Annotated in this window: 18 protein-coding genes and 1 other RNA gene; 10 read left to right on the forward strand and 9 right to left on the reverse strand. The window is 37.4% G+C overall.

Annotated elements, in window-relative coordinates; genetic code table 11:
• Positions 1-61: 61 nt before the first annotated feature.
• Both ACM9HF_RS11205 and ACM9HF_RS11210 read right to left on the reverse strand, forming a co-directional pair.
• Complete coding sequence (locus ACM9HF_RS11205; RefSeq protein WP_473607949.1) at positions 62-334, reverse strand: TMEM165/GDT1 family protein; 273 nt, start codon at positions 332-334, stop codon at positions 62-64.
• A 146-nt stretch (positions 335-480) separates the two neighbouring features.
• A complete protein-coding gene (locus tag ACM9HF_RS11210) occupies positions 481-2,430 on the reverse strand; it encodes a BCCT family transporter (RefSeq protein WP_473607950.1) in 1,950 nt (649 codons plus the stop codon).
• 240 nt (positions 2,431-2,670) lie between these two features.
• Between ACM9HF_RS11210 and ACM9HF_RS11215 the strand changes: the two genes are divergently transcribed.
• The 5 genes from ACM9HF_RS11215 (at position 2,671) to ACM9HF_RS11235 (ending at position 13,726) form a co-directional block, all read left to right on the forward strand.
• Positions 2,671-5,358, forward strand: coding sequence for a TonB-dependent receptor (locus ACM9HF_RS11215; RefSeq protein ID WP_473607955.1), 2,688 nt, complete (start codon positions 2,671-2,673; stop codon positions 5,356-5,358).
• Positions 5,359-5,503: 145 nt separating this feature from the next.
• On the forward strand, positions 5,504-7,498 hold the full coding sequence (locus ACM9HF_RS11220; protein ID WP_473607959.1) for a tetratricopeptide repeat-containing sulfotransferase family protein: 1,995 nt from the start codon (positions 5,504-5,506) through the stop codon (positions 7,496-7,498).
• Positions 7,499-7,720: 222 nt separating this feature from the next.
• Positions 7,721-9,811 carry a sensor domain-containing protein gene (locus ACM9HF_RS11225; RefSeq protein WP_473607964.1) on the forward strand — a complete coding sequence of 697 codons (2,091 nt, stop codon included), beginning with the start codon at positions 7,721-7,723 and terminating at the stop codon, positions 9,809-9,811.
• A gap of 225 nt (positions 9,812-10,036) precedes the next feature.
• Positions 10,037-12,394, forward strand: coding sequence for a TonB-dependent receptor (locus ACM9HF_RS11230; RefSeq protein WP_473607967.1), 2,358 nt, complete (start codon positions 10,037-10,039; stop codon positions 12,392-12,394).
• Between the two features lie 45 nt (positions 12,395-12,439).
• Complete coding sequence (locus ACM9HF_RS11235) at positions 12,440-13,726, forward strand: hypothetical protein (RefSeq protein WP_473607971.1); 1,287 nt, start codon at positions 12,440-12,442, stop codon at positions 13,724-13,726.
• A 194-nt stretch (positions 13,727-13,920) separates the two neighbouring features.
• Here ACM9HF_RS11235 and ACM9HF_RS11240 read toward each other — a convergent pair whose 3' ends face one another.
• Genes ACM9HF_RS11240 through ACM9HF_RS11250 form a run of 3 tightly spaced genes read right to left on the reverse strand, consistent with a single transcriptional unit; the run spans position 13,921 to position 17,131 of the window.
• Positions 13,921-14,676 (reverse strand): 3-keto-disaccharide hydrolase, encoded by a 756-nt coding sequence (locus ACM9HF_RS11240; protein WP_473607974.1) that lies wholly within the window; start codon positions 14,674-14,676, stop codon positions 13,921-13,923.
• Between the two features lie 2 nt (positions 14,677-14,678).
• Positions 14,679-16,223, reverse strand: coding sequence for a DUF7133 domain-containing protein (locus ACM9HF_RS11245; protein WP_473607978.1), 1,545 nt, complete (start codon positions 16,221-16,223; stop codon positions 14,679-14,681).
• Positions 16,220-17,131, reverse strand: a complete 912-nt coding sequence (locus ACM9HF_RS11250; protein WP_473607982.1) for a c-type cytochrome — start codon at positions 17,129-17,131, stop codon at positions 16,220-16,222. The genes ACM9HF_RS11245 and ACM9HF_RS11250 overlap by 4 nt, the downstream gene beginning before the upstream one ends.
• Positions 17,132-17,344: 213 nt before the next feature.
• Here ACM9HF_RS11250 and ACM9HF_RS11255 point away from each other — a divergent pair, with 213 nt between their 5' ends.
• Positions 17,345-18,655, forward strand: coding sequence for a helix-turn-helix domain-containing protein (locus tag ACM9HF_RS11255; RefSeq protein WP_473607984.1), 1,311 nt, complete (start codon positions 17,345-17,347; stop codon positions 18,653-18,655).
• Between the two features lie 163 nt (positions 18,656-18,818).
• Here ACM9HF_RS11255 and rnpB read toward each other — a convergent pair.
• Together rnpB and rsmI are read right to left on the reverse strand one after the other, a co-directional pair.
• An RNA gene (rnpB, locus tag ACM9HF_RS11260) (RNase P RNA component class A) lies at positions 18,819-19,202 on the reverse strand.
• 57 nt (positions 19,203-19,259) lie between these two features.
• Positions 19,260-20,108: a 16S rRNA (cytidine(1402)-2'-O)-methyltransferase gene (gene rsmI / locus ACM9HF_RS11265; RefSeq protein ID WP_473607988.1), complete on the reverse strand. Its 849-nt coding sequence runs from the start codon at positions 20,106-20,108 to the stop codon at positions 19,260-19,262.
• Positions 20,109-20,245: 137 nt separating this feature from the next.
• On the opposite strand from rsmI, the gene ACM9HF_RS11270 reads away from it, so the two are divergent.
• The 4 genes from ACM9HF_RS11270 to ACM9HF_RS11285 are packed head-to-tail and all read left to right on the forward strand — an operon-like array spanning position 20,246 to position 23,582.
• Complete coding sequence (locus ACM9HF_RS11270) at positions 20,246-22,036, forward strand: penicillin-binding protein activator (protein WP_473607992.1); 1,791 nt, start codon at positions 20,246-20,248, stop codon at positions 22,034-22,036.
• A complete protein-coding gene (locus ACM9HF_RS11275) occupies positions 22,005-22,397 on the forward strand; it encodes a YraN family protein (RefSeq protein WP_473607996.1) in 393 nt (130 codons plus the stop codon). Before ACM9HF_RS11270 ends, ACM9HF_RS11275 begins: the two co-directional genes overlap by 32 nt.
• Before the next feature lie 23 nt (positions 22,398-22,420).
• Complete coding sequence (locus tag ACM9HF_RS11280; RefSeq protein WP_076417250.1) at positions 22,421-23,011, forward strand: phosphoheptose isomerase; 591 nt, start codon at positions 22,421-22,423, stop codon at positions 23,009-23,011.
• Position 23,012: 1 nt separating this feature from the next.
• Positions 23,013-23,582 carry a BON domain-containing protein gene (locus ACM9HF_RS11285; RefSeq protein ID WP_473608003.1) on the forward strand — a complete coding sequence of 190 codons (570 nt, stop codon included), beginning with the start codon at positions 23,013-23,015 and terminating at the stop codon, positions 23,580-23,582.
• A 70-nt stretch (positions 23,583-23,652) separates the two neighbouring features.
• On the opposite strand, the gene ACM9HF_RS11290 is transcribed toward ACM9HF_RS11285, so the two are convergent.
• Positions 23,653-24,093: a ClpXP protease specificity-enhancing factor gene (locus ACM9HF_RS11290; RefSeq protein WP_286133224.1), complete on the reverse strand. Its 441-nt coding sequence runs from the start codon at positions 24,091-24,093 to the stop codon at positions 23,653-23,655.
• On the reverse strand, positions 24,093-24,734 hold the full coding sequence (gene sspA, locus ACM9HF_RS11295; protein ID WP_473608009.1) for a stringent starvation protein SspA: 642 nt from the start codon (positions 24,732-24,734) through the stop codon (positions 24,093-24,095). Before sspA ends, ACM9HF_RS11290 begins: the two co-directional genes overlap by 1 nt.
• Positions 24,735-24,792: the final 58 nt, after the last annotated feature.

Here is a 24,792-nt window from a genome sequence, read left to right on the forward strand (position 1 = left end):
ATTCTAATAAGAATTGATAAGGTACAAATACCTTCCCTTTATTTCATTGTTAACCTTATTTTTATGCTTTATATAATGTAAAAACGCCTATAACAATAAAACCAATACCTGCAGCATAATGAAGGTATTTTTCATTAATATACTCTGACATTAAACTCCCCGCTAAAACACCAATAGCTGAAGCCACAATTAAAGCTGCTGATGCTGCCAAAAATACCGTATATTTACTCACTTCTTTATCTGCTGCAAAAAGCATTGTCGCTAATTGAGTTTTATCACCAAGCTCGGCAATAAACACCGATGCAAAAATTGTTAAAAATATCTTCCAATCCATACCTAAATAAAACCTGTAAAATTAAAATCGCAATAATACCAGTTTTTCGCATGAGTTGATCTGTTTTATACAAAAGCTCATTTGTATATTAAGCGCCAGCAGACCACTAGCGCACAATATTTGTTATGAAAAATAAAGAACAAGTATTACCGAATTAAATGTAAAAAGTGTCTATGTTTGTGGTATTGGTCAATAATATTGTCGATCACTGCCGTTTTCGACCATCCCATAATATCGTAGTCTTGACCACCTTCAACTAAATGAACTTCAACACGGTAATAACTTTGTTCGTCGTCATCGTCTTCAGTAACAAAATCAGGTTGCGAATATTTTCGAGCAACAACACGATAAATAAATTCTTGTTCCTCACCGTGATCAACAATCAGGCTCAAACCATCGTTATCTGAAATTTTTACATTAATTTGGCTTTCTTGTAATTCCTTAGTTACTAGTTCAAAAGCAGGTAATACCGTCTGGTTAATAAATTTATTCGCGTTAGCTTTGTTTGGAAAATCAACAATATTTTTTAATCGCATTCGCCAGTTATCATCACCTCCACCACTAGACTGAGGCAGCGTTGTTACGAGTTGGCTTTCTTGTTTAAAGGCTTCCACCCTCAGTGCTTTAATCAGGCCAATAATGGCAAGTATTAGCACAATAGCAAAAGGTAAAGCGCTTGCGATTGTCATGGTTTGTAAAGCATTAAGACCACCCACTAATAATAATATGGCAGCAACCACACCAATACCCACAGCCCAATAAACTCGTTGCCATAATGGCGTGTCATTTTTACCATACGAACACAGCATATCAACAACCATAGCGCCAGAATCACATGACGTGACAAAAAATATCACGATCATTAACACACTAAGAAAAGACAATACGGAGGTAAAAGGGAAGTTTTCAAGGAAAACAAATAACGCGACTGATGAATCTTTACTGACCATGTCACCTAAAGCGACAACGCCTTGGTTATACACTAAATCAATAGCGCTATTTCCAAAAATAGTCATCCATAATAAGGTAAACAATGTGGGTATAAACATAACCCCTAAAATAAATTCTCTAATCGTACGGCCGCGAGATATTCTGGCAATAAATAATCCTACAAAAGGCGCCCATGCAAGCCACCAGCCCCAATAAAATATTGTCCATCCTCCTATCCAATTTGTTTTCTTGTAAGCAAAAAGGTTAAAAGTGTTATGCACAATATCCGATAAATAATCGCCCACATTTTGTAAATAGGCTTGTAATAAAAATACCGTTGGACCTAATACAAAAATGAGTACTAACAAACCTACAGCTAAAGCCATGTTAGTTTCAGAGAGTATTTTAATACCTTTATCTAATCCTGTAGCAACCGAGGCCACCGCAAGTGCAGTTATCACACACATAATAATGATTTGATTGGTTACTGAAACATCGATATCAAACAAATAACTAAAACCAGCATTAACTTGTGACGCTCCTAAACCAAGCGAAGTTGCAACACCAAACACCGTACTAACTACAGCAAAAACATCCACTAAATGACCTGGCCATTGATAAATTCGCTCCCCTATTAAAGGATATAACGCCGAACGTAAGGTTAAAGGTAAATTATGTCGAAAACTAAAGTAGGCCAGCACCAAAGCTACAATGGTATATATAGCCCATGCATGAAGACCCCAATGGAAAAAAGTCATCTTCATAGCTTCTTGAACAGCTTCAACCGTACCCGCTTCAGCCGTAGGTGGAGACAAAAAATGCATTAAAGGTTCAGCGACCCCAAAAAACATTAAACCTATTCCCATACCTGCTGCAAAAAGCATAGAAAGCCAAGTAACTAATGAGTAATCAGGTAATGAATGATCTGGCCCTAATCGAATATCTCCATAACGAGAAAAACCTAAAAAAATCACAAAAAAGAAAATGAAGGCCACGGTAAAAACATAAAACCAGCTGCCATTATCAACAATACTGGTTTGCATAAGTGCAAATAAACTTTGTGCTTCTTTAGGTAGTACAACGGTATAAAGCAAAAGCGCGACAATAATGAATGAGGCACTAAAAAACACAGTTTTATTTAGTTGACTCTTAACAGATGTAGACAATACTTTCCCCTAAAATTAATTTGTATTGATATCACATTGATTAATAACAATCTGTAAATAATAACACATATTGCAAGCTCTCAAAATACAACAAAGTATAAAAACAAGAAGAAATAAGCTAATAACATATACTTATTAAAAACAGATTATTACATGTTAAGCTATAATAGAGCTCAAATATAATTAGCACTCTAATCATATCAGCTCGAATTATTATTAAAACATTAAGGGATAATCAATATGAAACTTACTAAGCTGCATTGCGCTGTCTTAACTGCTTTAGCAGCATCAGGTAATATCTATGCAGAAGAGGCAAAAAAACAACCCAAAGCACAAATAGAGACGATTGAAGTTACTGCTACAAAACGCTCAGAATCTATCCAAGCCGTTCCTGTTACCGTGACCGCATTAACAGGCGATAGCCTAGAAAAATTAGGTGTGGCTAACTTTGACGAATACGTAGAGTTTTTACCTAATGTAATTTTTCAGGGCACAGGCCCTGGACAAAACGAAATATACATTCGTGGTGCAGCAACATCACAAACCAATATTGCCGTTTCATCCGTTCAAGCCTTACAACCTTCTGTGGCTTTTTATTTAGATGAACAACCCGTTTCAATGCAAGGCCGTAACTTAGATGTTTACGCCACCGATGTTCAACGAGTAGAAGTTTTACCGGGGCCACAAGGCACACTTTTTGGTGCAAGCTCTCAATCAGGCACGGTACGTTTAATTACCAACAAACCTACTCATGACGGTTTTGCTGCTGGTTTTGATACAGGCGTTAGCTCTACCAAAGGTGGCGATATGAGCAACTCGGTTGAAGCATATTTTAATATGTCTTTAAGCGACTCTGTTGCAGTACGTGTTGCCGCTTATAATGATCACCAAGGTGGTTGGATCGACAACATTTTAAATGTACCTGGCCAAGGTGGGTATCAAGGTAGTGCCGTTGTTATTAGTAGAATTTCAGGCGGCGCTTTAGCCGATCCAGAAAATACACCAGTAACGGCACCCAAAAATGATGCATTAGTTGAAGACAACTTTAATACAGCAAACTATGCAGGCGCACGCTTTGGTTTATCGTATTTAATTAATAACGAATGGGAACTACTTGTTCAGCATACTCAACAGTCTTTAGATACTGAAGGTGTGTTTGCGTACGATCCAAACCTTGAAGGTGAAACATCAACCAATCGCTTTATACCAGAAAATAACAATGATGATTTTGGTTTAACCACATGGACATTAGAAGGTCGTCTTGACCATCTTGATATTGTTTACACCGGCGGTTATTTAGATAGAGACATCAACTCAACTATTGATTACACCGGCTATACTAATGGTGGTTCATTTTCGGCATATTATGTGTGTAATTACGCTGGCGTACCTGCAGGCGAACAATCATGTGCTGATCCAACTAAATTCTATAAAGAGCAAACAAACACATCGCGAACGACTCATGAGCTGCGTTTAAATACTTCAGCTGAAAACCGCTGGAGACTTACTGCGGGTGTTTTTTACGACTCACAAGAATTATCAACCGTTGGCCAATTTAATATTGCCAATACCAGCCTAGACGGTGCTTACGATTTTACTAATTTACAAACAAAGCTTAAAGGTAATGACGGTATAAACAGTGACGGTTTTAATACTCCTTTCTCATCTGAAATTAGCTTTGTTAATGATGTAACTCATATCATAGACCAAGTAGCTGTATTTGGTCAGTTAGAGTTTGATATAACAGACACAGTTACAGCTGGCTTGGGTGCACGTTGGTATCAAATTGAAGATTCGTTTAAAGGTGCAACCTCAACGGTTGATGTAAGTAGTCGATTAAAAGCCTTTGGTGATGGTAGCGACGCGGCATTAACAGAATACTTTGCAACCACCACTACATCAGCAAGCGAAGTGGCAGCCATTAAAGCAGCAGTTGCTAGTGGCCAATTAGAAACTGACCTACTTGATGCTGATGGCACGTTAACGGTAGACGATATCATTATTAAAGCCTCAATTGATTGGAAAGTATCAAACGACATCATGATTTTTGCATCATACTCTGAAGGTTTTAGACCTCCAGTTACCAACCGTGTAGGCGGCGGTAAAGCTAAAAATCCCGAAGGAGCTTTTGAAAGCTTTCACATTCCGGTTTATTCAACAACAGATAGTTTAGACAATTATGAGTTAGGTTTTAAATCAACCTTATTCGACCAAGCCTTACGATTTAACGCAACAGCCTATTATTCAAAAATATCTGATTTACAAACATCACGATACGACCCAACCAATATCAGCTTTTTAGTATTTACTGATAACGTAGGCGATGCTGAAATTAAAGGGATTGACGGTGACTTCAGCTGGGTAGCAAGTGATAACTTAATTATATCAGGTGCATTTAGTGTTATTGATACCGAGTTAACTTCAGTAAACGATGAACTTGCAGGTATTGCGCCAGCAGTAGGTAGCAGATTACCTTACTCCGCTGAGTTTTCTGGTAACTTACAAGCACAGTACTTTTACCCACTAAAAGGCGACTTAACAGGTTATGTTAACGGTTCAATTAGTTATACCGGCGAACGCTTAGCCAGCATGACAATGGACGCTTATGTAAACGAAGACGCCACGCGAGAAATTTACGGCACAGGTTCTGGCTTAAAGATTGAAAAAGAAGCCGATGTTTATGCTGGTGTTAATTACAAAGACAGCAATGGTAACACTTTTGCTGGTGGTCGTTACATACAAGAAAGCTACGTACTAGCCAACTTAAGCTTTGGTGTAACCAACGACGAATGGAAAGCAGAGCTCTTTATCGATAACGTAACAGATGAACACGCTACGTTATATATTGATACACAGCAGTTTACGCCAAAAGTGGTATCGAATAGACCTCGTACCATCGGCTTTAGATTTTCTTACGATTTTTATTAAATCTTAGAAAGCTTGTAAGTTAAAAATTGCCGCTTGAGAAATATATCCATATCACCTCAAGCGGCTTTTTATTACTAAAATAAGTTATAACAAGTAAAATAAGCAAAGTATTTCATTATTCATTATATTTCGTGGAGTTAAATCGTTGAACAACACATCACCTCTCTCATTTGAAGCGCAGTTAAAATCAATTCAACAGTTAATTCAAACCGCAAAATTTAATGATGCCATCAAACAAAGTAAACAATTGCTTGAACAAACCTCGAATCAGGAAGAGCAGGCTGAACTGTGGTATTTACTAGCCGTAGCCCAACGTTATAGTAAAGATTATTCCAACGCCTTAATCAGTATTACTGAATTACTAAAATGCAACAATACACACAGCAGAGCGCACCAAGAGCAAGGCTATAATCACCTCGCATTAAATCATTCTGAACAAGCAAAAAATTCATTTGAAAAAGCCGTAGAACTTAACCCGAGCTTAGTCGCTAGTTGGCAAGAATTAATTGAAATTTACCGAGATACAAATCAACCACAAAATGTACAAAAAGCAGCCAATCATTTAGCTAAATTAAAAAGCTTACCGCCAGCGTTACTGGCAGTAACCGAGTTTATGCATGAAGGTAAACTCCTAAAAGCAGAACAAGTTTGCCGACATTTTTTACAAAATAACAAACATCATGTGGATGGTATGTGCATGCTGGCTGAAATAGGCATAGAACTTAAAATATACGACGATGCCGAGTTTCTTCTCGCCAGTGCGATTGAAATAGCACCTACTCATATTAACGCTAGATCTCAATACCTCAATTTACTTATTCGTTTAGGTAAATACAAAATGGCGGAACAGCAGGTAAATACCTTACTTGCAAAGCAGCCAGATAACTTAAGTTATAACATTGCTAAAGCAAGTGTTTTAACAGGTTTAGGGGAAATAGAAGAAGCCATCGCCTTATTTGAAAAAATTATAAGTAAAGACGATAAAATTGCTGGCTTACATTTACAACTAGGCCACGCACTAAAAGCCAAAGGCGATATAAAGAAAGCGGTGCAAGCTTACCAAAAAGCTTATCAAATCAACCCCAATTACGGTGATGCCTATTGGAGTTTAGCCAATACTAAAACCTATCGTTTTAGTGATGAAGAAATTGCGCAAATGCAGGCTAAGCGAGAAGATGAAAGTTTAGCAATAATCGATAAAGTACAATTACATTTTGCCACGGGTAAAGCCTTTGAAGACAAAAAAGATTTCCCACAAGCATTTCAAGCTTACCAGCAAGGCAACCAATTACAACGATCCAACAATGGCTTCGACATCAATAAAATTGAACAACAAGTAGATGAACAAATTAAATATTGCACTGCTGAGCTTTTTGAAAAATACGCACATATAGGGTTCGACACCCCCGATCCTATTTTTATTGTGGGCTTACCTCGTGCAGGCTCTACCTTACTTGAACAAATATTAGCATCGCATAGCCAAGTAGACGGTACCATGGAGCTACATAATATTTTAGGCTTAGCCTCTCGTTTGCGTGGTCGTGTTCAAACTAAAGATAATCAAGAAAGTCCATACCCTAAAAATTTACACGAAATAAACAGTGATTACTTTAAACGTTTCGGCCAACAGTTTATTGATGAAACACGTGTGTATCGAGATAACGCGCCGTTCTTTATCGATAAAATGCCTAATAACTTTCTCCATTTAGGCCTGATCAAACTGATTTTACCTAATGCAAAAATTATTGACGCCAGACGCTCACCAATGGCCTGTTGTTTTAGTGGTTTTAAACAGTTATTTGCCGAAGGGCAAGACTTTAGCTACAGCCTTGAAGACATAGGTCGTTACTATCAAGCGTATTTAAAATTAATGGCACATTGGAAACAAGTACTCCCCAACTTTATTTTAACGGTAAATCATGAAGATGTAGTCGAAGACTTAGATAAAGAAGTTCACAGAATGCTTGATTTTTGTGGTTTAGCATTTGAGCAATCCTGTATCGATTTTCATAAAACTCAACGCGCAATTAAAACCCCTAGTTCAGAGCAAGTTCGCCAACCTATTTATAAAAGTGCAACAGAACAATGGCGCTACTTTGAAGAATATTTAACGCCTTTGAAAAAAGTACTCAATGTATAATACCAATCGCTTATTGCGTTTGGTATAACGAAACAGTTGCTATTTAATTAACTCATTACTTTAATGAATAAAACACAAACCCATCAACAAGATAAGTCTGTTCCCCCCTCTAAAATAGAGTAAACATACAATATAAAAACTAACTAAAATCACATCTAAAATATGCAAAAAATAGGTTCTAGGTCTACTATAAAAGTAACGTAACTGCCCATTTCCTCTATTATGAAGAATAAGAAGAAAAATAATAATTTAGTAGCTGAGAAAACTATTGTAAATGATCCACTGCATCAGTTGTTTGATGCAGTGGATGCTATTTCAGTGCAAGGATATGACGAAGAAAGACGAGTTATCTATTGGAATATAGGTAGTCAATTACTTTATGGCTACTCTAAAGAAGAAGCTTTAGGGGCTAAGATAGAAGAACTTATTATTCCTAAGGCAATGTGTGAATTGGTTATTAATGCGCACAAGAATTGGGTAAAAAATGACATAGAAATTCCCGCTTCAGAAATTACCCTTTGTAATAAAAGCGGCGAAGATGTGAATGTTTTTTCAAGCCATGTCATGCTTACTAATCAATACAATAAAAAACAAATGTATTGTATTGATATTAATTTAACTGATATTAGAGACGCTCAAGCTCAAGCTGAGTTTAAAGAACATATGCTTGAGGCTGTATTTGAGGCAACACCTGATTTATTTTTCTTGATGGAAGAAAGTGGAACCATCATTGATTATCATGCAAGTAATAAAAAAAACCTATACGCTTCACCACAACAATTTATAGGTCAACCTATAATAGATGTATTACCTAAAGAAGTTGCTAGTAAATTTCAATTTCATATTGAGCAAGTATTAAAACAAGAAGGTATATCAAGTTTTGAATATGAGTTAAAAATGCCTCATGGCTTAGTCTACTTTGAAGCAAGAATTAGCCACCTGCCAGAATATCAACAAGTAGTAACCATTGTTCGTGATATTACAGAGCAACACAAATCTTCTGAAATTATTCGTCAACATGCCTATTTTGATGCATTAACCTCATTACCTAATCGCTTTTTAGCCCTAGACCGTTTATCACAAATGCTTAATGAAGCCGAAAGGAACAATGAAAAAACAGCTGTGTTTTTTCTAGATTTAGACGATTTCAAAAAAGTTAACGATTCATTAGGTCATGAAGTAGGCGATAAACTGCTCATAGAGTCAGCCCACAGATTAAAACAAGCGATACGAAAAGAAGACACGGTTGGTCGCTTAGGTGGTGATGAATTTATTGTATTATTACGAGGTTTAACTGACGATAATAATGCGTTAGTTATTGCTGAAACTTTACTTGATACCTTTAGAGAACCTTTTCAAATTGATGGTAGAGAATTAATTTTAACATTAAGTATCGGTATTGCTATCTATCCTGATAATGGCTGTTGTGCCTCTGATTTGCTACGCAATGCAGATACCGCTATGTACCAAGCTAAAGCTTTAGGGCGTAATTCACATTCGTTTTTTACTAAAGAAATGAATGTAACCATGATACGTCGCTTTGAAATTGAAGAACAAATGCGTGGCGCATTAGAGCGCAATGAATTTGAAGTTTATTATCAACCGCAATTCGATGTTAAAAGTAAAAAAATTGTAGCCGCCGAAGCCTTACTTCGCTGGCATAACAATACTTTAGGCAATGTAACGCCAGATGAATTTATTCCAATTGCTGAACATACTGGCTTAATAGTACCTATTGGACAATATGTTGTTAAGCAAGCATTAAACTTTTTAAGTCACTGGCAAATTGTTGATCAAAAAAAATATACTATCGCGGTTAATTTATCTCCTCGACAGTTCAGAGATAAAGAGTTACTCAACATTATTAAACAATCATTAAAAGACGCGAATGTTCATGCTAATAGTCTCGAATTTGAAATTACAGAAGGCGTGCTAATGACAGGCCAATCTTACATCGATGAGGCATTGGTTGAACTTAATAAATTAGGAACTAAATTATCCATGGATGACTTTGGTACTGGCTATTCATCATTAAGTTATTTAAGACAATACGCTTTTGACGTAATAAAAATAGACCGCTCATTTATTCATGATATAACTATTAACAAAGAAGATCGTGTTCTAGTAAAAGCAACAATAGCAATGGCACATAGCTTAGGTTTAGTTGTTGTTGCTGAAGGAGTAGAAATGCATGAGCAACTAACCATATTAGATGAGTTGGGATGTGACTACGTACAAGGATATTATTTTAGTAAACCAGTACCTGCTCAACAACTTCTAGCATTATCGGCCCACTATAAATTACCTAGCTAACATCACGGTATCAATCTCAGATTAACCATTTAATACACAAAAGTTTCTCATTTAAATCAAAAATCCCCCGTTACTCTTTCTCATTAACCTTAAATCATTCGTCAGCTAACACCTCTTTTTTACTGCAAAACATTTCTTCATTGATAAAAACGCCTTGCGAAGTGTTATGTTATAACATAACATTTATACGAATTGTTATATTATAACACTTATAAACGAGGAATCATGAAAAAACTATCCAAAATCATCAGCGTGCTACTTGCCGTTTCAGCAAGTGCAGAGCTAAACGCTGAACAAATTCAAGGCGTCATCAAAAACAGTCAAGGCCAAGCTGTTTCAGGGGCTACCGTTAAAATAATGGGAACGAATAATACGTCTGTCACCAATGAGAAAGGCCTATTTACCTTAGAAGTACAACCAGGACGTTATGAACTGCACGTTGTTGCAGACAATTTTGTTCATAGAAATGTCGACGTAAATGTTAACGAAAATAAACAAGCTAACGTAAGTGTATCTCTTGATAAATCAGCCATTGAAATTATAGATATTCATGCAACCCCCTTTCATAGCTCAAACATTGAATCAGCTTTACCTATTACTGTATTACACGGTGAAAATTTACGCATGCGTCAAGAAAACACACTGGGTGATAGCCTAAGCAAAGAAGTAGGCGTACATAGTAATTTTCATGGTGGTGTAGCCAGTACGCCTATAATTCGTGGCCTAGACGGACCTCGAGTATTAGTGACTCAAAATGGTTTAGATGCTGGTGATGCATCACGTATCGGTCCTGATCATGCGGTATCTACCGAAACATCCACTTCAGAACGCATTGAAGTTTTACGCGGACCAGCCACCTTATTTTATGGGAGCGGAGCTATCGGCGGTGTGGTTAACCTTGTTGATGAAAGAGTGCCTCGTAGTATAGACACCAAAGGAGAGTGGCTGGTTGAGCACAATAGTAATAACGAACAATCTTTAGCGTCAGGCTCGTTCAATAGTGGCATAGGTAATGTTGCTGTACATGCCGATGCTTTTTACCGTGATAGCGAAAACTACCAAATACCTGAAAAAAACAGCATCGACGAAGTAGAAAATTCAGCCGCAGAATCAAGTGGTTTTACTCTTGGTACTAGCTATTTACTCGACAATGGTTTTGTCGGTATGTCTTATCAAACTTTAGATCAAGAATATGGTATTCCAGGGCATAGCCATGGCGATGAAAACATAGAAGTACTTGCAGATTTAAAACAAAAACGTTGGCAATTATTAAGTGAATTAAATTTTGATAATAAATATATCAAATCGGTTAACACTAAGGTGGCGTATACCGATTACCTACATAGTGAACTAGAAGTTGGTGTTGTTGGTACAACATTCGACAATGAAACCATAGAAGCACGCACCGAAATATTACACCAAAACATTTGGGATTGGCGTGGCGGTTTAAGTATCCACTATAAACAAAGTGACTTTACTGCTGTAGGTGAAGAAGCATTTACTCCACCATCAAAAACTGACTCAATTGCATTAGCGTTAATGGAAGAGCGTCATTTTGGCGAAGTATTATTACAGCTTGGTGCACGTATTGAGCGTACCGAAATTAGCGCAGCAACCGTGCATTTACCCGAAGTTGAACTATTACATGAGTTAAGTGAAGAAGATCCTCATGCCGGACACAATCATGGTTCTGAAGAAATCACGCGTAACTTTAATGTTAAACATGTATTTACACCCGTCAGCCTTTCAGCAGGTTTAGTATGGGACTTTAGTGATAGCTACAATCTAGCCTTATCATTATCGCATTCTCAAAGAGCCCCTTCAGCCTCTGAACTCTTATCTTTTGGCCCTCATATCGGTACAGGTTCATATGAAGTAGGCGCACTATTTTCATTACAAACACCTAACGGAGAAACACCTTATTTTGATTTAAATCATCAAGCTTTAAAAATGGAAACAGCTAACAACATTGATTTGAGTTTACGTAAATTCAAAGGCGATTTTGGCTTTATTCTTAATGCTTTTTACAACCAAATAGACGATTACTATTACGAGCAAGCTACGGGTTTATATACCGAAAGTGCACATGAGCATGAACACGACCATGCAGAAGAGGCGGAAGAAGAAAGCACCTTACCTCTATTCATTTTCACAGCACAAGATGTCACTTTATATGGTTTTGAAGCACAAGCCGTTTGGCAAGTTACTGACGAATTTTCATGGAAAATTCAAGGCGATATTATTCGATCAAGTTTAGATACAGGTGGAGACTTACCACGTACACCACCCGCACGAATCGCCACCGAGTTTAGCTATCAAGGAGAAAACCTTTCTGCTGACTTATTTATCAATAATTACTTCAAGCAAACACATACCGCAGCACTAGAAAGCCCAACTGATGGTTACGTGATGGTTGATGCCAATGTTAATTACCATTTTAGTTTAGGCCAGCACGACCTCGCTGTTTATTTAAAAGGTAAAAACTTAACCGATGAATACGCACAAGTGCACACCTCATTCTTAAAAGACTTAACACCATTGGCAGGCCGCTCTTTTGCTATTGGCATTCGTGGCACATTTTAATTTTTATTCGATCTACGGATCTACCCCATTTAACCAAGGAATATCATGAAAAAGTTTACTCTAAATACCTTAGCCTTAGTTTGTGCAGCAACTTTAGTAGGTTGTGGCGATGCTGAAACAAATATTGTCGAATTACCACCAACAGTAATAGACGATACTGATGATCATAACGAAGAAATAGGAAAAGGTCGTTTAGCTATTGCAGAAGCAGACCAAGCCGTTGTTCATATTTTTAATTTAGAAGACAACAGCTTAGTTGAAACTATAACGCTAACCAACCCTGCTGAATATTTGTACGCAAGTCCAGAAAACCGTTATGCGGTAGCTGTACAACGTTCATTTGATACAGTTGAATTTATCGATGGTGGTTTATGGCAAGAACTCCATGGCGATCATTACGACCAACACACTGATGAGCCTGTATTAACAAGTTTTACTTTGCACGACGTAAAACCAACTCACTACGTGCCACGTGGTGATAAAACCGTAATATTTTTTGATGGTAATAAAGATACCGGTGCTAACGCTAGCTTGAGTGTATTAAGTGATCAAAGTATCAGTGCAGAAAAAACAATTGCAGACCATGATTTTGATACTTATATGCACGGCACAGCAGAAATTCGCGGCGATTATGTTTTAACAACATTACGCGACAGTAATACTGAGAGCAGCTTGCCAGAACACATTAGCTTACTAGAATTACATAATGATCACTTTCATCAAGAGCAAACCTTTGAAACGGCATGTCCCGCTTTACATGGCAGCTTTCAAAATGAAACACACATCGCCTTTGCCTGTGGTGACGGTGTTTTAGCAATTGAACAACAAGGTAATGTTTTTACCGACTATAAAATTCCTAATCCAGCAGGTTTAGCTGAAGGCGTACGTATTGGCTCGTTAAAAGGTAGCGCAGAAAGCAATGTAATGATTGGCACCGCTTCCTCTGACTTCTATCTAATTGATTTAGCAGCACAAGATATCACTCAGTTTAACTGGCAATCAGAAGACGATTTAACCTCTGTCACATATGCTTTTGATGGTCACAATGAACACCTATTAATACTTGATAATAACGGGTATTTAAATGTATTCCCTGCTGAAGATAACTGGCAATTAGAAGAACGATTTAAAGTATTTGATAACTTAGCCGTAGGTGCACAACCTTCAATTATCGCCTCTAAAGCCAATGAGTTAATATATATTATCAACGAACAAAAAGTCACAACCCTTGATTTACATGAAGGTGAAATAATAAACAGCTTTGAATTAAACTTTACTCCAGGCAGCGCAACATGGCTTGGTATAGCTGGAGAGGAAGAGCATAATCACTAGTTATATACCCGTTATCATTCATCCATGTAGGAACCTGACTAAAGTTAATAACGAAGCATAAATTTTAGACCCATCGAAGAAGCGCTTGAGTGGTGACGGGTATAACAATGAATTAGAGTCGTATCGGAGCTGGCTTTCCCTGCCAGCTCTTTAACTAGAGCGTGTTGACCATACATTCACTCGTTAACGTCAACCTACAACTCTCTCACCCAAATATTTTTGAAGCTAATTTCACCATCGTGATCTTGTAACAATATAGGTTTACAGCCATGAGCATTGAAGTATTTCGCTTTACCATTGTACATAGTTGTCCCTTGTATTTCGAAATGTTCTTGTACCAATACACCATTATGTAACACGGTAATATATGCCGCTTTAGTTAATTCGCCGGCCTGATCAAACTGAGGTGCACGGTAAATAATATCGTAAATATTCCACTCACCACTAGGTGATAACGCATCAACCAAAGGAGCCGATTGCTTATAAATAGAACCTGACTGACCATTTACATAAACTTTAGTGTTATACGTGTCGAGTATTTGAACCTCATACCGCCCTTGTATTTTAATACCGCTATTAGCGTGCTTGGGAGCATCTTTACGTCGCTCACTCGCTATAGGAGCACGCCACTCTACATGCAACTGCATGTCACAAAAACTTTGCTTTGTAATAATAGACCCACTTTTCGGCTTGATCGTTAAGCTGTCGTTTTTGTAAATCCAATTAACTGATTTGCCATTTGTATGCTGCCAATGTTTGTTTACATCGCTTGCTTGTTGAAGCAAAGGGATAGCATCTGATGGAATAGGTTTTACCTGTATTTTTTTAGGTATAGGTTCCCAAATTTCAGTTAATTTAGGATCTGGCTTATTTGCATATGCACCTGTAGCCGTAATGAATCCCACTAAAATAAGACTGGCTTTACTGATATTTTGAGTTTTATTAATCATTATTATTTACTTCTTTTAAATGTAGTTATTTGAGGTAACTTATTTACATTGTATCTGAGTATATCTCCCATGAGAGGACGACTCTTACTATCGTTTAAGCCACTTAAATTGATGGTGTATAACTGACCTGCTAATAAATTCGGGATGATAACTTTTATGCTTTTTTTATCTTTAGCTAAGCTGATATTGCCCTCATTAACTTTTTGTAGGTCGACTTTCTCTGAGCCATATGCCGCGTGATAATGGTAACTGTGCCGAGTGATCTCTATTTGTGGAGGTATATTAACCAGTGTTTGATTAAAGCTAATTTCAAAACCGTCGTGTAATAATTTAACTTGGTTAACAATAAAAATGTCTTTCGGCTTTTTGCTAATTTTCAGTAAGCCTTCATCGCCCGCCCAACCTAAATGCACTTTACCTACCCACAAACTGCCATCGGGAGAGAAATCTAATCGGAAGTTACCAATACCAAGTTCATCACCGCTAATAAAAGGAATGAGCGTACCTTGCATCGCGCCGCCAGTTGGATCAGGTAAAAAGCGGATCAAATTATTAATATTCATATCTCCGACTATTAATTCGCCTTCAGGTAAGCCAAAGAGTTCAGGTTTAATCGTCGACAACGGTTGAGTGGGCGAATTTGCTAATTCACCTTGTGGAAATAAGCCCGCTGCGGGTTTACGTATTTTGAGTAAGTCATCTGTTGTCACGTCTTGATGTTTTATTTTCCAATCTTTCAACCAATGTAACGAGGCAGGATGACCAGCAAAGTCACCTTTGTTTATTTGATGGAGTGGGCTTGTACCAATCCAGTCACCTTGATTATCGGTAACCCAAAGTTTATCTTGCGGATCAATATGTATACCGGCTGGAGAACGAAAACCAGATGCATAAGGTTCAGCTGTGCCATCGGGTGATATTTTTATTACCCAGCCACGATAAGGCACACAAGAAAACATGCGCGTAACGTTTTTTCTATAACCAGCTAACCACGCTTTAAAGTCATGCCATTCACGCATTTTATCTTCTGGGGGACACATGTCGCTATATTCACCGCGAATATATTCATTGATACCATTAAAGTTAGAGGCAATATTAAGCGAGATATAATAATTCCCTTTGCTATCGACCGCTGGTCCAAAGGCAAATTCATGGTAATTACCCGTCATACCAAAATCACTGTAAAGAGTTTGATAAAGATCGGCTTTTCCATCGTTGTTTTTATCAACTAGGCGAGTAAGCTCCGGCTTTTGCATCACCACAAAACTGTTATCGCTGTCTTGAACAATTCCTAATGGCTGATCTAAACCTGTCGCAAAGGTTTTCCATGTTTGTTTTTTAGGGTGATACAAAACCAAATCGCCACTGATAGTCGTCAAGGCAATTCTGCCGTCTTTTAATGCACTTAGACCACTGATTTGTGGGTCTATCGTCTTTGGATATTCAACTCGTTCAATATCATAATAATCTAACCATGTGTTTTTTTCGGCGTAAACGGTTGAGCTAAGTGTTAACCCTAAAGTTAATAAGCTTGTTAATATTCTCATGGTAATACTACCTCAACACTAAAGTCTGCAGCTTCTGCTGCCGTTAAATGTAAACTGTTGTTCATTAAGCGCCCATGGCTAGCAATAATTTGGCTTGATGAGCTTTCTTGACTTTTATGGGATAAATTTAGGCTGATCGGCTCGCTCTCTTTTGTCATTCCGCTAATTTGAAAGCTGCGTTTAAAACTGTTGGTTTTTGAGCCTATCGTGATTTTTTCTTTTACTTTAATCTTGCCTATTTGGTAATAAAACTCTGGGTAGCCTCCGATCAATTCATAACCTTTAAAGTTAACGGCTTGTCCTTCAGCAAAAGAAAAGCCTGTATTATCGTTTTCTCTGTATAAAATTTGTTTGCTATTTTTTTCTCGGTTTTTCTCACCATGAAATGGCGCAAACGTAGGAAATGCATAGCGCACTTTACCAATATAACTATCCCATACGATTGAGACTTTAGGGGTTAAACTCACGACAATTGATGCTGGACTGGTAAAAGGTAAAACGCCTCGAGTAACATAGGGGAATTTTCGTTCTGGGCGTTTAAAAGGTGGAAATTTAGGTTTATCTTGCTTTTCTTTAACATGTTCGCTGACGGTTAGTATGTACTCGTGTATTTGACTAATAACCCTTTCGCTTAAATGTCCCATTGGCGGCATTTGAATCGTGTCAGGATTTTTTTTACCTGGAGATTTTACCCACGCTAAAAAAGCCTTATTATTATCTTCTGGATAATTATCTCTAATGTAAACTAAAGAGGGCCCAGTGCTAAATCTATCTAGCGCATGACAGGCTTTACAGTTTTCATCAAATGCTAATTTACCTTCATCAATAGCCAATACATTTGTTGAAATGAGGCCACTTGATATCAACAATACAGTGTGAAACAAAACCGACTTACTTTTAAAATACATAATTTACTCTTAAAACTGTTAAAGCTCAGTGAAATTCAATAGACTAGCTAATTACTAGCAAGGTACATGCAAATTTCTATCTTTTTTGTTACATGTTTTTTCGTAACACGCTAACTAAGCAACAGACTAAAAGCTTACACTCCTTGCTTAAATAAATAAGTAAAAACTGACACTTAACCGTAACCTGGACAGTTAACTTAACTGTTATATAACATGAATATTCAAAAAAAATCAGCTGACAACCCTAGTAAAAGTGCCATTATCGAGCAACTTGAACGCATAAAGCGCAGCAAGCTATTTGAACGTTCTAAAATTAATTGTAAATTACTAAGTTTCTTGGTGAACTACCATTTGAATTCGTTAGAAAATAATGACGATGCTAAAGCCCCAAAAGAATTTGAAATAGCGATGGGAGCTTTAGATAAAGCGAACGATTTCAACCCCGCTGAAGATGCTTCAATTCGAGTTTATATTTCAAATTTGCGTAAAAAATTAGAAACCTATTATCAAACAGAAGGCACAAACGAAGCGTTTCAGATTAGCATTCCAACAGGCGCTTATGGGTTAGAATTTAATTGGGTATCAAAGCAAGAACCCCCCATTAAAAACAACAAGAAAAATGTTAAAAATAATTATTTTTTGATTGCTGCAATTACGCTATCGGTGTTACTTAACTTAGTTTTAGTTGCAAGTTATTTATTAGAAAAGCGTGTTACCAAACCAGAAAAAAATACAGAAATCAGTCAGTTTAAAAGCCTTAAGCAACACGCCCTTTGGCAACCTTTGCTTTCAAACCCAAAAGCCACCTTAATTGTGATTGGCGATCTATACATGCTAACTGAACTAGATCCTCAAACTCAGCTCCTTAGAGCTATACGTGAATTTGGTATCAATTCCGACCTTCAATTTGAAGATTATTTAAATAAACATCCAGAAAAGCGCACCAAAATAAATAAAGCATCAAGCGCCTTTTTACTTAAGAATAGTGTGTACGCGCTGCAGCATATACTCCCTTTGTTTACAGAGGAGTCACCAGCCACTATCCGATTGGCCTCTGAGCTGACCGCAAGTGATTTACGTGACTACAATATTGTTTATCTGGGGTTATATAAATCACTTGGGTTATTAGACTCTTATTTAGAAGGCTCCAATTTTCAAATTAAAGCAGCCCCCCCTTCGCTTAAACACAACAGCTCGGGGCGAGTTTACAGTGTTACTGGTGATTTAGAGCAAGAATATACGGACTATGGTACTTTTGCCCAGTTTTCAGGGCCAAGCGGTAACCTCTTTTACATTTTCGCTGGTTTTTCCGATGCCTCAGTTATTCAGATGGCTAAATATTTAACCAATCAAACACGATTGTCATCTAACGAGTTTAAACAGCATTTCGAGTCATTGGGAAATGCTAATTCCAATTTTGAGCTAATATTTTCCGCATCCAGTTTTAATAGAACAGACCTAGATTCAAACCTAGTTGATACCGGCTTATTAGATATTAAATCTATTTGGGCAATGCCGAAATAATATTGATATTTCCACACAAGCTGGAATTATAAATAACTTTAGGCATGTACTGATTGGCGATAAAAGCTTACGAATAGGACAATCATTCGTCTCGTTTAATTAACTGTATTTTAAACACAAAAAAGCCCCAGTATCTCTACTGAGGCTTTCCGTATTTCTAGATTTAGTGAGCTGACCGTAAGCCGGGTTTTGTCTAGGACAATCATTCGTCTAGGCCTTAAATCACTCTAAGGCTCAAGCAACCTACCCGGTTTCAACGCGAGCCACGCCATATGAAACCCTATTTGGTCTTGCTCCGGGTGGAGTTTACCCTGCAACCAACTGTTACCAGTGGTCCGGTGCGCTCTTACCGCACCCTTTCAGCCTTACCTGTTCCGCAAGCGGTCATCGGCGGTCTTCTCTCTGCTGCACTTGTCGTCGGCTTGCGCCGCCCAGGCGTTACCTGGCACCCTGCTCATTGGAGCCCGGACTTTCCTCCCCTCTACCCGTATACCTAATGTCGAAACATGAAATACAACGATAAAGCAGCGATTGTCTGGTCAACTCGCGCCGCATTCTACAGTAAAGCGTCGCTATCACCAATAACAAAATAGTTTATTTACGCTTAGTCCTTTAACGACAAAACAATATCGTAAAGTGCATTTTTCTTCACACCATAAATTTCTGCCGTTATGGCGCATGCTGTTTTAGGTTTCATTTCTTTTAACAAAAGCTTTAAGGTATCAATAACTTTAGGAGATATCGCATTAGGGTCAACTTTATACCCTTCAATAATTAATACCATTTCACCTTTTAATTGATTTGGGTCTTCACTCAACCATGCTAGTAAATTTTCAGCTGTATCTGAATAAATCGTTTCAAACGTTTTAGTTAACTCGCGCGCAATAACAACATAACGCTCTCCACCTAAAACAGTCACAATGTCTGATACGGTATCAATCGCTCGTCTGGGTGCATCATAAAACACCATGGTTCGTTCTTCATTCGCTAGCTCTGATAATGTTGCTTGTCGAGCACCTGATTTAGACGGTAAAAAACCTTCAAATGAAAATCTGTCTGTAGGTAAGCCAGCTACAGACAAGGCTGCAATAGCCGCACATGCTCCAGGAATAGGAGATACTTTTAATTTTTGCTGACGACAGTACCTAACTAGATGAAAGCCTGGGTCACTGATCAGGGGGGTACCTGCATCAGAAACAAGCGCAATACTTTTTCCTTCAGATAACAAATTGCCAATATGCTCTTGTCGTTGACGTTCGTTATGATCATGCATCGACATAGTTCTATTTTTAATACTATACGCCGACAATAACTTTTGTGTATGACGGGTATCTTCACATGCGATTAAATCTACTTGGCTAAGAATATCTAAAGCTCGTTGAGAAATATCGGCTAAGTTGCCAATTGGAGTGGCTACAATATACAAAGTGCCTGCGTCGATAGATGTTTGCATGTAATATGTTCGCTTTAGTTGAGACTAACGTGGATGACGTTTATTATAAGGGTATATTATAAAGCATGGATTGATGATAAGTGACCCAAACAACATTATATTTTTTTTCAAAGCGGATTTTATCAGTTTTTATAACCGTGCTGATAGTTTCAAGTTGTGCTACACCTAAAAAAGTAAGCAAATCAACTCAGCCAGTTACGGTAAATAAAATATCAGAAGTAACTGAACAAACGGTTGCGGCTAGCGATTATTTACGCCAAGCAGAAAAGACATCCCCACAAGCAGCTATAGCGTTAATGCTAAAAGCAGCTAACACCTATATTACCGAGAAAAACCCAGTAAAATCGTTATGGCTAGCGGGCGAACTCCACAAGTTACCTTTGAGTGACTCACAAAACTTTGAAACGCTTTTAGTAAAAACAGAAAGCTTACTCGCTTTAAATAAATTTAAAGATGCAGAAGAACAGCTATTACTTGCAAGCAAGCTTATAGACGAAAATCAAATCGCAGCTAACTACCAATATTACCGCTTAGCTTCTCTTATCGAAAAAAATAAAAACAACCCTATTCGTTCAAACTCTGCGGCTTTACTTGCCTTTAGTTTAAACAATAATGTAGTTACCGATGACATAATGAATTTATGGAGCAACTTAAGCACTCTATCTAGCTGGGAATTACAGCAACTAAAAAAACAGCAACTTCCTTATTTTGATGGCTGGTTAGATTTAATTACCAAAGCGAATAAATGGGGAGACAACAAATTTATACTCGATCAACAAATAGTTAAATTTCAATCAAAATTCCCTAATCACCCTGCAAACTTTATTGCTGAGCAACTACTACTTGTAAGTGAAATTGAGGCCCCTTTAATTAAAAATATTGCCGTATTACTCCCTCTTTCAGGGCAACACAAAAGTATTGGTGAAATAATTCAACAAGGTGTTTTAGCTGCATACACAAATAACGACATTAGCTTAACTTTTATTGATACCAACAAGCTAGACTTCACTACACTCGGTTTACGTTTTACTGACGAAGAAATAGATCATGTTATTGGGCCTATTCTCAAGCCCAACGTAGATCAATATATTGCACAACCCGATATTGAACTTCCTTCATTATTATTGAATATTCCCACCTTAGACATTTTGGGTGCGAATCACTTTGCCTTTTCAATGAAAAGAGAAGACGAAGCGATTCAAGCCGCAACGGTACTATCAAACAAACACTACAAACACCCTGTATTATTTTCAACACAAGATAATGTTAGTAGAAAAATAGCGACCTCGTTTGCAAATAAATGGCAGTCTTTAACAGGTACTATGCTTGAGGTTGTAATACTTGAAGCGAATGAAAACATGCAAAAGTCACTCAAAATCAGTTTAGACGTTGATGTTAGTAAAGCTCGAATTAGAAACCTTGAAGCGCAAATAAGACAAAAAATAGAAACTGAAAATCGTAACAGACGTGATATCGACATGATTTTTATTGCCGCGCCCACTACGCATACACGCTTAATAAAACCGTTTATTGATGTGAACACTAGTACTTATTCAAACACTATACCTATGTTTGCAAGCTCATTAAGCTATGACGGTTCAAACGACGACGCAGAGATCAGGGATTTAGTAGGGTTAACTTTTTCAGAAATCCCTTGGCTTCTAGATAGCCCATGGCAAAATAAAGAAGCCAACATAACAAGTCAAAACTTATGGCCTAATCGCTCTGAAAGCTTACAACGAATTTATGCGTTAGGTTACGATAGCTTATTTGTTATATCTAAGCTAAAACAACTAAAAGAACTCCCATATTTAAGACATTATGGACAAACAGGAGAGTTAAAAATGGGAGCCGATAATATTATTTCGCGAAGCCTTCTCTGGGGACAATATACTAATGGAACAGTTAAAGAAGTGGATATGGAATAAAAAGCAAACCACTACAGATACAGGTAGAATAACGGAAGATTTTGCATCTCAATATTTAATTTTACAAAATTTAACATTATTGGATCAAAATTTTCATAGCAAGTACGGTGAGATTGATCTTATTATGCTTGATAACAACATGTATGTGTTTGTAGAAGTAAAATATCGCAAAAATAATCAGTTTGGTGGGAGCTTAGTTGCAGTAAGCCATAGCAAACAACAAAAATTACGCCTTTGTGCTAAATATTACCTGCAACAAAAGCAATTAAATGAATATAATACACCTTGTAGATTCGATATAGTCGCATTAGAAGGTGACATAAAAAACCCTAATATTAACTGGCTTAAAAATGCCTTTTAACACCTACGGAACTTAATAACGCCATGTTAGAAAGAATAAAAAGTAACTTTACACAAAGTATTCAAACAAAAATTGCAGCGAGTGAAGTGCTTGCAGGGCCTATTGAACAAGCAAGTACAATTATGGTTCAAAGCCTTTTGGCTGGTAACAAGATCCTTTCTTGTGGTAATGGTGGTTCAGCAGGCGATGCACAACACTTTTCAGCTGAATTGCTTAACCGATACGAAACTGAACGTCCTCCCTTACCAGCCATAGCATTATCTACTGACACATCAACATTAACATCAATAGCAAATGACTATCATTACGATGAAGTATTCTCAAAGCAGCTAAGAGCATTAGGAAATAGTGGTGATGTATTATTAGCTATTTCAACCAGCGGTAACTCTCGTAATGTCATTAAAGCAATAGAAGTTGCCGTGTCTAAAGATATTCCTATTATCGCACTTACAGGTAAAGACGGTGGCGATATAGCAGGTTTATTGGGTGAAAACGATGTTGAAATACGTGTTCCTTCAGCACGAACAGCACGTATTCAAGAAGTACATTTATTAGTTATACATTGTCTATGTGACATTATAGATACAACGTTATTTCCACAAGCGGAAGATTAATATGCAATTTAAACAAACCTTACTCGTATTAACTTGTATAGGTGTTTTACAAGGCTGCGCTGCGGCCGCCATCGTTGCTGTTGTTGGTGGTGCAAGTGTTGCCGCTGACAACAGAACTTTAGGTAAACAAATTGATGATCAACGCATTGAGCTTGTTGCCCACAACGAGCTCACTAAACTTACCGAGGTGCATGAGCACACTAATATTCAAGTTGTTAGCGTGAATGGCAGCGTATTAGCCGTAGGCCAATCACCTAATACAAGATTACGTGATTTAGCCATGCAAACGTTAAGTAACATTAATGGCGTTTTAAAAGTTCATAACCAAATAAGAATTGGTAACACCGTTTCTGCAACAACAAAAAGTAACGACTTATGGCTAACGTCTAAAGTAAAGGCTGCTCTGCTTGCTAATGAAAAAATAAGTGCTGCAGATGTTAAAGTCGTCACAGAAAACGGGGAAGTATTTTTGATGGGGTTATTACCAGAAAATCATGCCGATATCGCCGTTAATGTTGCACGTAATATCAGTGGTGTAAGCAGAGTATATAAAATGTTTGAATATTTATAGCTGCCTTTCATAATTTTTAGACACAAAAAAAGCAAGCGAGTAGCTTGCTTTTTTATTACGCATAAATAGACTATTTAATGACTTTTAGCGTAGCGCCACCTTTCGGCTTAGCTTTAGATGAAGTGTTCTGCGTAGAATTATCAACACTTTTTAGCGTTGTTCTTGGCTCTTCTTCTACATGAACTGGATGCTCAATAGGTAATGATGTACCTGCACCCGTTTCTTTCGCATAAATGGCACCTATTGCACCGTAAGGCACAACAATATGCTCAAGCTTACCACCAAATCTAGCACTAAACTCAATAGCTTCTTTGCCTAATGAAATAACACCTATAGCACCACCAGATATATTAAGTACTATTTGGCCGTCAGTAACGTAACCCATAGGAACCAATACACCGTAAACGTTTACGTCTACCATGATATAAGGTGTTAATTCATTATCAGAAATCCAATCATAATAAGCCTTAACGATATAAGGCTTATTAGATGTCATTTTAACGTCAGACACTATACTGGATTTCCAAAGCGTAATTCACGCTCAGACTCAGTTAAAGATGCTTGGAAAGATTCACGTTCAAATACTTTTAACATGTATGTTTTCAATTCTTTTGAACCTTGACCGTCAAGTTCAATACCTAAAACAGGTAATCTCCATAATAACGGAGCTAAGTAACAATCCACTAAGCTAAACTCTTCGCTCATAAAATATGGCGCTTCATTTAAAATAGGAGCAACACTTAATAAGCTTTCTTTAAGTTCTTGGCGTGCTTTAGTCGCCGCTTCAGCAGGACCATTATAAATAGTTTTAGCTAAGCTATACCAATCTTGCTCAACTCTATGCATCATTAAACGGCTTCTACCACGAGAAACAGGATAAACAGGCATTAATGGTGGATGAGGAAAACGCTCATCTAAATATTCAATAATAATACTTGCTTCATATAACGCTAATTCTCTATCAATAAGCGTAGGAACAGTACCGTATGGATTTAGGTCTAATAAGTCTTCCGGCAGATTTGCCAAATCAACTAGGTGTATGTCAACGCCAACACCTTTTTCTGCTAATACGATGCGTGTTTGATGACTATACATATCATCAGCATGTGAATATAAATTCATAACAGAGCGTTTGTTTGCAGTTACGGCCATTTTGACTCCCAAAATTCTATAAATAAAAACTAACAAAGGGGGCACAAAGCCCCCAATC

Origin of the sequence: Colwellia sp. RE-S-Sl-9 (assembly GCF_048296855.1) — a bacterium.
Taxonomy (GTDB): Bacteria; Pseudomonadota; Gammaproteobacteria; order Enterobacterales; family Alteromonadaceae; genus Pseudocolwellia.